The sequence below is a fragment of the Paenibacillus sp. FSL K6-3182 genome, assembly GCF_037976325.1.
Lineage (GTDB): Bacteria > Bacillota > Bacilli > Paenibacillales > Paenibacillaceae > Pristimantibacillus.
Genome location: NZ_CP150265.1, coordinates 1,194,688 through 1,209,233, shown reverse-complemented (window position 1 = coordinate 1,209,233; position 14,546 = coordinate 1,194,688). Strand labels below are relative to the sequence as shown.

At 45.1% G+C, this 14,546-nt stretch carries 9 protein-coding genes; 2 read left to right on the top strand and 7 right to left on the bottom strand.

Features of this window, described 5'->3' with window-relative positions:
- Positions 1-29: 29 nt before the first annotated feature.
- From MHH56_RS05270 to MHH56_RS05260, 3 genes are all read right to left on the bottom strand, one after another.
- The gene (locus tag MHH56_RS05270) at positions 30-1,181 is read right to left on the bottom strand and encodes a response regulator (protein ID WP_339207080.1); all 1,152 of its coding nucleotides are present in this window, start codon (positions 1,179-1,181) and stop codon (positions 30-32) included.
- Positions 1,162-2,991: a histidine kinase N-terminal 7TM domain-containing protein gene (locus tag MHH56_RS05265; RefSeq protein WP_339207078.1), complete on the bottom strand. Its 1,830-nt coding sequence runs from the start codon at positions 2,989-2,991 to the stop codon at positions 1,162-1,164. Before MHH56_RS05265 ends, MHH56_RS05270 begins: the two co-directional genes overlap by 20 nt.
- Before the next feature lie 159 nt (positions 2,992-3,150).
- A complete protein-coding gene (locus tag MHH56_RS05260; protein ID WP_339207076.1) occupies positions 3,151-5,079 on the bottom strand; it encodes a 3'-5' exonuclease in 1,929 nt (642 codons plus the stop codon).
- A gap of 186 nt (positions 5,080-5,265) precedes the next feature.
- Here MHH56_RS05260 and MHH56_RS05255 point away from each other — a divergent pair, with 186 nt between their 5' ends.
- Complete coding sequence (locus MHH56_RS05255) at positions 5,266-6,102, top strand: SHOCT domain-containing protein (RefSeq protein ID WP_339207075.1); 837 nt, start codon at positions 5,266-5,268, stop codon at positions 6,100-6,102.
- A gap of 77 nt (positions 6,103-6,179) precedes the next feature.
- On the opposite strand, the gene MHH56_RS05250 is transcribed toward MHH56_RS05255, so the two are convergent.
- The 4 genes from MHH56_RS05250 to MHH56_RS05235 all read right to left on the bottom strand — a co-directional run bounded on the left by MHH56_RS05250 (position 6,180) and on the right by MHH56_RS05235 (position 10,658).
- Positions 6,180-6,506 (bottom strand): nucleoside triphosphate pyrophosphohydrolase, encoded by a 327-nt coding sequence (locus MHH56_RS05250; RefSeq protein WP_339207073.1) that lies wholly within the window; start codon positions 6,504-6,506, stop codon positions 6,180-6,182.
- 122 nt (positions 6,507-6,628) lie between these two features.
- A complete protein-coding gene (locus MHH56_RS05245; RefSeq protein ID WP_339207071.1) occupies positions 6,629-7,627 on the bottom strand; it encodes an iron ABC transporter permease in 999 nt (332 codons plus the stop codon).
- On the bottom strand, positions 7,620-8,630 hold the full coding sequence (locus MHH56_RS05240) for an iron ABC transporter permease (RefSeq protein ID WP_339207069.1): 1,011 nt from the start codon (positions 8,628-8,630) through the stop codon (positions 7,620-7,622). The genes MHH56_RS05245 and MHH56_RS05240 overlap by 8 nt, the downstream gene beginning before the upstream one ends.
- A 78-nt stretch (positions 8,631-8,708) precedes the next feature.
- The gene (locus MHH56_RS05235; RefSeq protein WP_339207067.1) at positions 8,709-10,658 is read right to left on the bottom strand and encodes an AraC family transcriptional regulator; all 1,950 of its coding nucleotides are present in this window, start codon (positions 10,656-10,658) and stop codon (positions 8,709-8,711) included.
- 334 nt (positions 10,659-10,992) lie between these two features.
- Here MHH56_RS05235 and MHH56_RS05230 point away from each other — a divergent pair, with 334 nt between their 5' ends.
- The gene (locus tag MHH56_RS05230) at positions 10,993-14,541 is read left to right on the top strand and encodes an Npt1/Npt2 family nucleotide transporter (RefSeq protein WP_339207066.1); all 3,549 of its coding nucleotides are present in this window, start codon (positions 10,993-10,995) and stop codon (positions 14,539-14,541) included.
- Positions 14,542-14,546 lie beyond the last annotated feature (5 nt).

The window sequence follows — 14,546 nt, the reverse complement described above, 5'->3', positions numbered from 1 at the left end:
TCGCGGTTTTTGCAACCTGTTCAAAATATTTATTTTCCTACTTCGGAAAGTCCGCTGATAAGAGAATCATACAGCATAAGCAGCTCTTGGGATGGACGAATGCCCAGTTCCCGCTTTAGAAGCCTCACATAGTCGGTGTATTGTGCGGTTAACCCTTTCTTATCCCCGTCCAGTCCATGCTTCTTCATCAGCAGCTCGACCACCGATTCTTCAAGCGGATTACGGGCATGCAGCTTCAGAAGAAGCTTCGACGCCGCAGCCGTGTTCGACAGGGTGAGCAGCGTCTCTGCTGCATTTTTGACAAAAGATGCATACCGCTCTGACAGCCGATCTGTCTCATGAATCGCCCATACGTAAGCTTTGCTGCCGAACAAATCACCCGTATAGAGCCTTTCAACGATAAGTGCTTCTTCCACGTTGCCCGCGTCGATACTTCCCAGATTTTCTGTTTGACGCTCAAATTCAACGTAGTCAATAACTGCATCGTCCAGTTCCAGCGCATAACCGTCATTCTCAGAACGAATAGCTTCCCGGAGCCCTATCGGCTCCAATGATTTACGCAGCTGGTACACGGTTGTATTTAAATATTTTTCGGCATTCACGCTCGCCATACCCGCGAATATATCTGCAACAAGGCGCGAGCGCGAAATTCGTCTACCCCGATTCAGCAGCAAATAGGCGAAGAGTTCAGCACTCTTGCTGGAAATCCACTTTACGCGTCCTGATTCATTACGCACAAAAAAGTCGCCCAGCGTGGCAACGCTGACACGGCTCATACCCCGAATCGCAGTATCTGCTTGCTGCAGCGGTTGAACGATTTTTCTGCTCTCCAGTGCCCGGTTAATCGTCCGCTCCAGCCGCTCCTGAGTTACCGGCTTCACCAAATAATCAAGCACGGACAACTCATAAGCTTCTAGCGCATAATCCTTATGCGAGGTGACAAACACGATTTGCGTCTTACAGCCTGCTTCGTCCAGCCTTGCGGCGAATGTAAGTCCACTATCACCGGGCATGGAGATATCCACAAACGCCAGCTCGACGTCGGGATTTTCACTCAGAAATGCAGCCGCAGCATCCGTATTTACAAACGTTCCCGTCACCTGAAGCTCAGCATATTTCACGAGCATCTTCCGCATGATCAAATGCATGACGGGCTCATCGTCAATCAATATGACTTTCATCAGCTATCACCGCCGTTCCTTCACTTTCCATCGTTCCGCCACGACTCGATGAGCCGGACAATGTGAAAAAGAATGTTGTACCTACGCCAGGCAAGCTATCGAACCTAAGACTGCCGCCATGCATGCGAAGAAATTCTCGGGTTAATACGAGACCAAACCTCATCTCTCCACCATCTTCTCCACTGGCAAATCCAGGCTCCTTGAAAAACAGTTCATCATGATGCAGCAGTTGTGCTGTTTCCTCGTCTATCCCGCTCCCATTATCGCGTACAGTCACCGTCACCTGGTCCCGATCGATAGATGCATTTATCGCAATTTCCCCGCCAATGTCCGTGTACTTAATCGCATTTGAAAGCAAATTACGGAAAATGAGATCGAGCATTTCTTTATCCGCATTCACTGTCAGCCTCTCGTCGATGTGCTCTGAGATACTGATGTTCTTCATGCCAGCCCTTGCTCCGGCTAACGAGATGGCTTGGCGAACGACCTGCTGCAAATTCCACGTGAGCGGTCGAAACGCTACTTCCCCATTTTGACTGCGATACCAGTCGAGCAAATTATCGACGAGATAATAGGTACCGCGCACTTGCCTCCTAATCTCTTGAAACACTTCAGCATTCGCGATGTCAGTGTCGCTCGGCTCATCGCCCAGCAGCTCGGTCAAGCTGACAAGCAGCGCGATCGGATCACGGATATCGTGAGCCATTACGGTGAACAGCTTGTCCTTGAAGGCGTTCAGCCGAGACAATCGTTCAGACTTCTCGCGCAGCCTCTCCTCGTTCTCCTTCAGCTCCGTAATATCGCTGAGCATCAGCATTTTTCCAATAGGGGCCATACCTGTATCATAAATATAAGATAAGCTGCAAATATAATACCTTTGCCGATCGCTTTGCAAGCGCTGAAGCGAAAACCGATCATCTCGGAATTCCGTTGCGGCAATTCGCTCGAGCAGCTCTGGGCAGTCTGGCAGCAAGTCCTTGATGAACGCAGGAAAACTTTTTGCCGATCCAAGCTCAGGAAACACTTCTTCTGCCGCGCGATTGTGGTTCACAATCTGATCCTCATAGTCGAGCAGGACAACGCCGTCGCGGATCGTATCGAACATTTTAGCATATGCAAGCGGTGTTAAACGAAGCAGCCTAAACCGGAAAATGCCCCAAGCATAAACAACGCCCGATACAGCGAAACCAAGCGGCGTGAAATCAATAACTTTGCTGAACATGTAGGCGATATTAAACAGCATAGGAGCGGCCGCGCCCAAAATAAGGACGACAATCTGTGTCCGCACGATAGGCAATGCCCGCAAATACATGGGAATAAACAACAAAATGCCGAGAAGCAGAATCGTATAATTGTAGATCGCGTGTACGGAATACCACGGTCCCTTCACCGTATTGTACAAGGGAACCGTCTTAATCGTGTTCAAGACGTATTCTTTGTAAATAAGATGATGCCAATCGTTAGTGAGATGGAGTAGGAAAGTCACTGTTGGAACGAGAAACAGCAATATCGCAAGCTGCTTCCGGTAGCGGGGCGTAAGTCCTGTGAACTGGATAACGAGCAGCAGCCAAAATGCAGAGACAAAGGGGATGCCGATGTACTCGACCTGTAGAGAAAACTTCACTCCGCTTAAGCTGTCGCTAAAAATTTCAAAGGTGTAGCCGAGTGCGTAAAAAGACGCCGTTGTCATCATGTAAATCATGGTCCTTGCCATCTGCAAATGACGTTTCCGGTAGGAGAGGAACGCCACGAACAGCATCACAGCGGTCGCAAAGCATAGCAATATTGACATCCATTGTCTTGTGTCCATGACGATGCCTCCCTTTTTTTCGATTCGTCTATCATTCGACAAAGTTCCTCAAATTCCTTGTGAAGCCTAAACCAACCCTCTTCAAGCTCACGACAGCAAAAAAGGCTGCCCGATACATTATCGGACAGCCTTTCATTATCAGGGAATCAGCCGTTCGCTTCATCCCATCTTCTTTATAGCATGCTCCTGCTTCAGCCGCTGCTGCTGCACTTCGTCCAAATAAAGCGTAAACTTGGAATCACCGCTGTAGGAGATGTGCAGCCAGTCCAATGCGCGTGTCATGGCAATATAAAACAGCGATACTTCCCGCTCCTCCACTTCTTCCAATGAGAAAGGCATGTTCTCGGCATTTACGATGAAGACCGCTCGGAAATCAAGCCCCTTCACACTGTCAATGTCTGATACATTAATCGCATCGCCGGCTATATTTGATTCCTGGTTCAAATCGGCATTTTCTGTGATCCAATAAACGGGAAAGCCTTGTCCCTTAAGCGCCCTCTTGATCATATCCGTGAAGGAGGAGTAGTAATTGTCCTTTACTCGGTATAAGATGACCATCTCTGAATAAGCAATCTTATGATGGTCATGCAAGGATCGCATTTGTTCAATGACAGTCTTCATCTCTTCCTGAAAGCTCCCGCGACGCTCCAATATTGGCTCAGGTCCGCTTCTCCGTGTACTCTGAGGAGGTATAATTTCTACCCCTTTCGACAATCCGTACTGAACCTTGTTCTGAAACAGAGAATGCCGTTGATAGAAATCCCAAGCAAACTGCGCGATTTGAGCCGTGTTGCGATAATTAACGGAGAGAATGCGCGAACGTCCGCGAAAATCAAGCCCCGTGTCCTGCAGCAAGCTCGATTTCCGTTTAAAGAACGATTGTGCCCGGTCCTCAACCAGCAGCAAATTTTGTGTCGCGGGATTAAGCAAATAACTTAGAAGCTTAAGCCATTCTGGCTGAAAATCTTGACCCTCATCAATAAGGATTGCTTCATAGGTAGGTAAAATAGCTTCCTTCTTCTCCAGCTTGCCAATAAGCTTAGCGACATCCGTATCTCTTACGTTCAGCACTGCTCGCAGCCACTCATGAAAATTATAGACCTCGACGTTTTGGTCGCGAGGCTTGCCTTCCTTTTGCTCCGCTAGTCTAATCCAGTCAAGCAAATCCTCCGGCTCCTCCATCTTCCGGTCAATCATTTGCCGAAGGCTTCGGGATAAGGCAATGCTGCTGCAGAGGACAAGAATCTTCCATTCTGGATGATGATTGGCCAAATGTTTGGCTCGGCTGGCGAGGACAAGCGTCTTCCCGCTCCCCGCCACGCCGCGGATAAGCCGATGGCGATCCCCAAGCTGCTCTGCCATATTTTCCTGATGCAGATCCATACCCTTAATATTGTGATGCGACAGGACGAACTGCTCCTGCTGCTTCTGATTTGCAGGCTGCAGAAATTCCGCGCTGATCCGCGCCTCAGGTATGAGGTGATTACGAATCTGCCTGATCTCCTCTTGCGATAAAATGTAGCTGCTGCGCTTGCGTGCCGTAAACATGCCATGGATCTTCTCAATGAGGGCATCGGCTGTAAATCCAGCATCCTCAGGGTCGATCTCGTCGCGGCAAAGCACAAATTGCTCTGCAATGACATCGTACAAACCATTTTCTATAAAATCCTTCTGCTTCAGCCGTGTAAAAGCCGTTCCGAAGCCATTCGGAAATTTGAGCTGTCCTTGAAATTTGCCTTTCTGTTCAATGAGGCTGTCATCATTTCTTAGCTCGCCCGCCACCTGCCGCAAGCTCTCCCTTGCTTCTTGATAAGGGTTCATTACAGCTTCGATCTGACCTCCAGATGCATGCAAACGCCACTCGTCACGATCAACCTCGAATAGAGCAGACCTCGTATAGTCCTTCACTTCAAGAACGACCAATCCCAGATCTGGGCCTATGATTACGAAGCCAGGGCGATTCCCCCCAATTTCCGGTTCAAAATAAACCGCATAATCGCTCGGCAGATAATCCTTCAGCGTACGAAACAATAACCGCTCCCCAGCAGTCGCACTCGTCCGGATAACCTCTGGGACCATATAAGCCATTCTCTTTCACCTCGAATTCGATTTTTTCTGTTGTTTTTAGTATAAACCATCTTTAAGCGTTTGGCAGGAGAAAATGGGGAGAAGATTGTTATGACAAATTGAAGATTTTCATGGTACGATATTCCTAATAAGTAAACGAATGATCAAATCCAACCATTTGCGTTCGTTTTTGATAGGGGAGAAACGATGTATAGAAATCCATCTGTATTTTTTTTGGCAGTATTTTTGCTTGTCGGTATTATTGGTTTGTTTGCGCGTAATGAAACCATTATGCTAATTGGATTTTCAGGTTTTATATTATTCACACTTACTGCCGCTAATCGGAAAAGTAAAAATTATTATCAATTATCGATAAATCTTGAAAAACAAATTAAAGATATGGTGCCAGGCATAAAAGATTTTAAGCTTTCACAAGAATTTATGTCGGATGATAAAGAAAGCTATATTGCATTAGATGAAACAAATAAAAAAATATGTATCATTTATAATCAGGAGACTAATACGGAGCCTTTATTAAGCAAGAATGAATACAATTACAAATGCGAGATTTTTCTCTATAAAGATATTTTACAATCAACCATTCTTCATGACAGTGTTACAGTAACCTCTTCCTCACGAACGGACATCATTGGCAGAGCTTTGCTTGGCAGATCTATTGCTGGAAATACTGGAGCTATTATTGGTGGCCTAAGCGCTTCAAGAACCACTCTTGATCTAATCAAGAAAGTTCAACTTCTTATCGTTGTTAATAATATGTCAAAACCATTCCATCGCATTACGTTTGAGAATTTCCCAAAGGGCATTACTAAAGACAATATAATGTTCAAATCCGTTGATAATGAGATTACGCATTGGCATACTATGTTGAGTTTTTTAATTAAGCAAGTGGATGAAAATGAAAAGCCGACTAACGCTAATCAACTTTCAGTTGCAGATGAATTATTAAAACTTTCCTCCTTGTTGCGAGATAATCTTATAACGGAAGATGAATTTAAGCAGCAGAAAATAAGGCTATTAGGGTAGAAGCATGTTTAATCGTTGCTACTATTAGCACGGAAAATCCCCTGAATTGTTCACAATACAGGGGATTTTCTTTTTAGCTAGCTCTCCTCCACCTCCATAAGATATATACGTTCCTTAAAGCTTCCGCGCTTTTCTGCTTTCTCCGCACGAATTTGCTCCAGCTTCCCAATCGTTACGTCGTGGAATTCAGCAAGCGCATGAAGCAGCTCCATAATATCCGCTAGCTCCTCTATTGATTCCGTTTTAGAATCTGCTTCAAGGTATTCATTCGTCTCTTCTACCAGCTTCGTACGCAGCTCTTTCAGATACTCTTCGTTCTCAAGTATTCTCGTAGTGAATGTGTTGCCTTGCTGCTTTATGATTTCTGGAATCCGATCGCGGACTAATTTATTATAAATGGGCATAACTTGCCTCCTTGTCATATTAACTTTCTTAGCCTGCTTGGCTATAAAGCTTCCTAGAATAATTATACAAGAAAAAACGGCGACCATAATCGGTCGCCGTTCTTCTTTTTGAGCGAACAACATCATTTAAAAGCTTTCCGTTTAAACAAAAGGTACATAAAGAACGGAGCGCCTATACCTGCGGTAAAGACGCCGGCTGGTATATCAAGCGGTTGGAAAAGCGTTCTCCCCGCCAGATCAGCTAATAGCAAAATCATCGCACCCAGAAGAGCGGATACTGGGATTACTAGTTTATAAGAATGGCCGATAAGCTTTCTAGCCATATGTGGAGCCAATAATCCTAAAAAGGAAATAGTTCCGGCAATTCCAACCGCTGCCCCTGCAAGCGCTACGCTATAGAACAGCAGAATCATACGGCTTAATTGAAGTCGGCTGCCTAATCCGATGGCCGTTGCTTCACCTAAGGATTGTACGTTCAGCTCTTTTGCATAGAGAATGGATAAAGGAATGAAGATGGCGACCCAAGGCCACAACACCTCAATATACTTCCAACTCGTCCCGTAGATGCTTCCGGTCATCCAGTTCAGCACTTGCGCAGCCAAATAGGCCGGTCCGCTAATAAGCAGAAATATCGTAAGTGCCCCCATAGCAGTCGATATGCCAATACCAATAAGTACGAGCCTGAACGGTGAAACCCCATTTTTCCAAGCTAGCGTATAGTTTAGAGCAGCAATAACGAAGGCCCCCGCGACAGCTATAAAAGGAATCCAGTGAACACTGTATCCTGTGAATAGCGTCATAAAAGCTACAACCGCAACAGACGCCCCTCCGGTCACACCCAGCAAATCTGGTGATGCAAGCGGATTCCGTATCACGCCTTGAAGCACAGCACCTGCAACCGCTAAGGCAGCGCCGACTAAAACGGCTGCCACAATTCGCGGCATACGAAACTGCATAATAATTAAGTCGCTGCCCTCTTTATTTTTACCCAGCAGTGAAAGGAAGATTTCCTTAATAGGAATGCTTACACCGCCTATGGATAAACAAAGAATAGACAAAGCAATCAGTGCGATGCTTAATATTGCGAGTATTAAGATAGATTTCCCTATTCCTCTATGCATGTTTACTCCTTCTCGCCACATAAATCAAGAAAGGAACACCAATAAGCGCAGTAGCGACACCTACAGGCACCTCCTTGGGCATAAGGATAAACCGTGAAGCAATATCAGCAAATACGAGGAGAATTGCTCCTACCAGCCCACAATAGGGCAATAGCCAGCGATAGTCATTTCCAAATATGTATCTGCAAAGATGAGGCACAATTAATCCAATGAACGCAATGGGCCCCGCCACCGCAACTGAGCTTCCTGCTAGAAGTACAACAGCAAGGACAGATACAACCCGTATAAGCATCATTCGCTGGCCAAGGCCTTTGGCACTATCATCACCCAAAGCCATGACGTTTAAAGAGCCTGCCATTAGCAGCGCTAAGACCCATCCTAGAAGCATATAAGGAAATACGATAGTTAGATGAGTTAATTGTCTCCCAGATACAGAGCCGACCATCCAAAACAATGCAGAATCAAGAGATTCTTTATTTATCAGCATAATGCCAGAGGATAGGGAGGAAGCAAATGCAGCTACAGAAGCTCCGGCCAACGTAAGCTTAATTGGTTCAAACCCGCTTCTCCCCTGCATTCCCAGTGTAAAAACAAGCAAAGAAGTAGTGGCTGCGCCTGCTAAAGCAATCCAAACCATTCCGTTCATGGTTAGAGACGAGCCTAGCATAGCCAAGCTGACAACAATAAATAGAACAGCACCTGAATTGATGCCGAATATAGATGGAGAAGCTAACGGATTTTTGGTTAACACTTGCATGATTGCACCCGCAATAGCAAGACTCGCCCCTACTGCTGCCGCAATTAATGCTCGAGGAACTCGCGTATTTCTAATAATTAGATGTGCATCCGAACCATCAAATTGCGTATAGGCACGCCATAAATCTTTTAATTCGAATAGATGGATGCCATATAGAATACTAACGAGCATACCGATGAGCAGCAACACTGCGCCTGCCACCAGGCTCACCAGCTTTCTTTTGCGGCTATGGAGCCTTAATGCCATGTTAACTTCACCCCTTTCATCAAAAATAAGCTGACGTCTGATAGTCACGACGTCAGCTTGCTGACTAACAGTGCTAAGCTACTTTACATCAAAATAGGCAACAATCTCATCGAGCAATAAATTTGCAGCCTTGTAGCCTCCAGCAGAATTCCAAATCGCTTCATCTACTTTTATTACCTTGTTGTTTTGCACGACATTTAGTTTTTTGAATAAAGGATCGTTCATCCACTCCTCTACCACCTTGGATGCATCTGTCTTCCCAGCTGCCTCCGTGACGAAGTAGAATAATACGTCTCCATCCATGCTTGGAATCGTTTCTTTGGACATCACTTCAATAAATGAATCCTTATCCTGCGACTCAGGCCGTGCAAATCCTAAATCATTTAAGAGTACGCCCGAGAAGGTTTGCTTCTGATAGATTCGTACCTGGGAAGCGGAGAAGCGTGCAACCGAAATTTTCGTATCCGCTTTGCTGCCTAGCTTCGCTTTCACTTCAGCAACACGCTTGTCGAAGTCAGCCATTGCCTTTTCGCCCTCTTCCGTCTTATCCACGGCTTCCATATAAAGCTTAAAGTTGATTTTCCAATCTCCAACCAAGTCCTCTGCGAATACGGTCGGCGCAATTTGGCTTAGCTGATCATATATTTTTTCTTGTCTCACCTTATTCCCGATTATTAGATCTGGCTTCAGGCTCGCGATCATTTCAATATTCGGCTGAAGTTCATCGCCTACAACGGTAACGTCCTGCATCTCATCTTTGATATGATCGTACCAAGGGTCGCCAATCCAAGATTGCACCGCGCCGATCGGTTTAATGCCAACGGCAAGGAGCGCTTCCGTTCCTTCATTCGTAAGTATGACAACACGCTCAGGCGCGCCAGTTATCGTTGCTTCCCCCATCGCATGTTTTACTACGCGGGTAACATTTGCTGGTGTGGAGTCGGTTGCAGCTGCTTCAGACACGTTAGTGGTTGGTGCAGACGACCCTCCGTTTGTTGAACTCGTATTTGACGTACCCACAGAGCAGGCGCTGAGAAATAAAACAAAGCAAAGCAATAATGATGCAGCCATTGGTGTTCTTGATCCTCTATACATTTTGAATATTCCCACTTTCTTGTATTGATAATGATTTTCATAACCATTACCACTATAACGCCTGATTCTACGTGGGACAATTGTATATCTTGAACGATCCACAGGATTATTTTGAACCTTTGCTTTAAATTGACCAAGCGACATGCCTACATGTTTTTTGAACATGCGATTGAAATAGCTGTCATCCGAGAAACCTACGCTCTCGGCTATTTCTTGCAGCGTTGCATCTGTATTTTGCAAAAGCTCCTTCGCTTTGTCGATTCGAACAGCAATCAAATACTCAATGGGACTTTTACCTGTCGCATGCTTGAATTTTCTTGATAAGTAGCTGACGCTGCAATCCAGCAGCTCTGCAAGCTCATCCAATGTTACTCGGTCTGAAGAGTGCTCATGAATATAACGAACCACTTGTGACACGAGGTCCACCTTTTGGGTCTTCACGTTTTGACTGCTCATTTGACTTAAAAGCTCATAGGCAAATTGATAGAATAGCATTTTTATATGTAATTTCTCCAACAGTTCTGGCTCCCGCCATTCCTTGCTCATTAGCTCAACACTATGATATAAGGGGATCGGATAATGAGGTACAAAGCTATATTGCAGTTGGAATGGGTTCTCCGTCTCCATTAGCTTCATTAAAGGTTGGCGAGAAGGCAAAGCGAGAATAGCTTTATAAAAAATCATATAATATTCAAAAGCATCATGAGCGGTAATATCCAGGCACATTCCTTTGCCGCCATGCAAAACATGAAATCGATTCACAATGTGCATCGTTCCATCCGACCACATCTGCGCACTGCCGCGAATCGCATAAAAAAAAGCGCTGGTGGGCAAGCGATACGATCGCAGCTCCTCGCCTGGTTCCATGACCGTATGGCGTATATCCATCACTTTAATCGAAGCATGATTCCATAACATTAGGTGATCACTCATTTTCATCGTGTCGGATCACTCCCTTCTCCCTGTGAAAGCATTACATATAAACATTCATTATTATTATAAATGATAACGATTATCATTTGCAATGTCTGACAGCGTAAATCATGACATTATTTTTAGCGAAGAATCTACTATTGGCTCCAATTTGCGTTTATTTTACTTTTCGCCGTATAAGACGAATTAATGGCATACCATTTCTACATATCCAGCAGACCATACGTATCGCGAAGCATTCTAGCAAATTTTGTTCCAATATGTATTTTCTTCATATATACTATTCTTCTTAAGCTATTGCGGGCAGGAAGAGAAACGGAGAGGAAAAAGTATCATGTCTAAGAAAAGTATCGTTAATCCATTCACTCTGCTCTCACGTCAATTTCAATCCGATCGAACAGAATATAGAAAAATATTTTATTTATTCGGTTATCTGTTTTTCATCGTCGCTGCTTCTACTATCAGTCGAACAGCTGCAGATACTTTATTTCTCAGCAGATACGACGCATCCGTCTTATCGTATATGTATTTGCCCCAAGCAGCCACCCTTCTCTTAACCGGATTTATATACCAAAAGCTATGCGGACGCTTCCGCACCGATCAACTCGTTGTTAGAGTTATAATCATTGCTTCTATGCTCGCACTTCTTTCGCGTCTTGCTGTCGGGATCGGCTTTAGCTGGATTTTCCCCGTCATCTACGTTGGATATGATGTACTAAACTTTTTGATGATCGTCTGCTTCTGGCAGTTTGCGACCTCCATTATGGATCAGCGCAAAGCGAAACGCATGATTGGTTTTGTAGGAAGCGGTGGACTTGTTGGCGGTATTTTGAGCGGCTTTGGTCTAAAGCTGCTGGTACAGTCGTTAGGAACCGAAAATTTAATCTTCATCTATGCTGCTGCACAGCTGCTTTGCCTGCTATTTATCCTTAAGCTTCTGCGAGGAGTGCCAAATCCTGCCGAGTTTTTCGCGATTAAAACTACTATTAAAAAATTATCTAAAGCACAAACGCGAGCCGTTGAAGAGAAACAAGGCTTATTCCAAAGCGTGCCTCATCTTAAATATGTGGCGATTATGGCCGGTACGCTCACAATCTCCCTGACGCTTGTTGATTATCAATTCAAAGTTATTCTTCGCGGCACCTTGCAAAATGAAGAGCTCGCCAGCTTTATGGGCAGCTTTTATGGATTTGCGGGATTGCTTGCACTATTTGTTCAATTATTCATTTCCGGCAAAATGATAACCCGCTACGGTGTCATGACTGCCATTCTTGTTTTTCCGATCGTCTTGTTTACAGGAAGCTTCGCTCTCCTCATCATGCCTGTGCTTGCCATTGCAACTGCAGTTAAAGCAAGCGATAAGGTGCTTGGCGATACGATATACTCCTCCGTAAGTCAGCTCATCATGTTTCCCATTGCTCCCGAATGGCGCGGCAGAGCCAAAGGTTTCCTCGATGGCATCGTACGAAATGGCGCCAAAGGGATCGCGGCAATCAGTCTCATTGTGCTTTCGCAATGGTTCGCGATTGAGCAATTCAGTTATTTTATTCTTGCGTTGATTGGCTGCTGTATCGTTGCGGCGATAAAAATTAAGAAAAACTATTTAAGCATGCTTTTATCAACCCTGCAATCGAAAAGCATGGACCTGCAAGATGAGCCGGATTTCGTAGATCCAGCAAGCATTCAAATTTTAGCGTCAGCGCTGCATAGGCACGACAAGCAGCAGGCTTTATATGCTTTTGCGATTCTTAGCGGCATACAAGAATTTGATATGAATGAGCAGATCACGCCTCTGCTACAGCATCCCGTTCAGGAGCTGCAGATCGAAGCGTTAAAATACCTTCAATTAAGCACGCCTGCCCTTGGTGAAAGGAAGCTTGAAGCCCATCTTTATTCATCATCAGTTACCATTCGCGCTCATGCCATCCTTGCCTTATCTGCCTATGCGCTGGAAGAGCAATTAGATCGCATTACTGCCTATCTGCATGATGAGGATGTTCATATACGAGCAGCAGCTATCGTCGGACTAATTAAATATTACGGCATAGAAGGCATGTTCCAAGCCGTCGGTGTATTAAAGGAGCTGCTCAAAAATGGGCAGGAAGAAGAGCGTATTGCCATGGCAGGCCTGTTCGGACAAATTGGGATTGCCAGCTTTTACAAACCGTTGATCCCGATGTTCGAGGACTCCTCCCATCTCGTTCGTATACGGGCATTGAAGTCTGCTTCCATATTGCGAGTACCCGAGCTGGTTCGGTTCATTATTCCGCTTCTTGATGATAGCAAGGTCAGGCTTCAAGCTACTGCTGCATTAACAAGCTATGATGAGGCCATCATCATTCCTATACTTGAAAGCCGCATGACTGCGAAAGAGCTTAACCTTCATTTGCCACGCGTATTAGAGGAAATTGGAACACAAGCTGCACTTGATGCCTTATTGAGGCATTATCTGCTCTTTTCCAGCGAACTTAGGGAGAAAACACTTGAGTCTGCAACTCGGATTCATGCTGGAACCAATCAGGTTGACAAAAAACATGCTGAGCATTTGATCGATCAGGAGATTTCCTATTATTTTAAATGGGTGGAGCAACTTGCACTTATCGGTAATACAAATCGTATGAGTGATCTAGCTGAGGCGATTGAACAGATGCGGGTTCGTCATGTAAAAAGGATTTTTCAACTGCTGGCCTTTCTTTATGACTCAAGGTCCATTCAGGCTGTGTATGCCAATTGGCAGGATGGCAATGCTAGGCAGCAGGCTAATGCCATTGAGGTAATTGACCAGCTGCTTAAAGGGAAATTGCGGACTGACATGACAAAAATCATTTCATCGTCTTCCACTCCCGGAGAAGAAGCTCCCTCAGAATTGCATGTTAAAGAATCAATACAGTGGTTTTATGATCAAAGCGATCCTTGGATTAATCTAAATATTGATTATTTAACACAATCAGACGATAAGCTTGAGCAGGATTCACTTATGAAACAAATTCATTTGCTCAAACGTGTAGCGTTGTTCGCTGGTTTAACTGGTCGTGACTTCTTCAACATCGCGATGCGCCTGCAAAAGGTATGGATAAGAAAAGGAGTCGAAATCGTTCGCGAAGGAGAAGCTGGTGACTCTCTCTATCTTATTGAACAAGGCCGTACAGGCATTTATATCCATGGCCACAAAATTAATGAGCTCAGCGCTTACGATTATTTTGGCGAGATAAGCGTCATCACACAAAGAGTTCGCTCTGCAACCGTTATAGCGGAAGAGGATGTCGTTCTATACGAGCTGACTTCGAGTGCATTTTACGAAATGATTTTTGATCGAACCGAAATTGCTATGGAGCTGATGAAGCAGTTGTCGCTTCGATTGCGCAACACCAATGAGAAGGTTTCAAGAGCCGTTCTGGATGCTGCAATAGAAGAAGCCACTGTCGAGGATCCTGCTCTTGCGTCAATTGAAGCTGAGGACCGAAACGAGACGATTATTAGGCGTATTCTAGTGCTGCAGAAGATTAGCCTTTTTGCCCACTGCACACAAGAAGATTTTATAAAGCTGGCTCGAATGGTGGAAGAATCCGTGTATGAGCCCGGTGAGAGAATTTGTGGCATTGGTGAGGATGGTGACACCATGTACGGAATTATTGAGGGGAAAGTGCAAGTGCATAAGGGATCTGAGCAGCTTGCAACACTCGAGGTCGGACAATGTTTTGGTGAGATGGCCATCATCGACGGACAGCCGCGTTCCGCCGATTGTACAGCCATTAGCCGCACCATCTTGCTGGAACTGACTAGAGAGCAGGTATTTACTTTTTGCTTTCAAAAAATTCATGTTTTAAAAGGCTTAATGCGCGTGTTGGTTGAGAGAACGCAGGATACAGAGCGGTTGGTCTGAGTTTA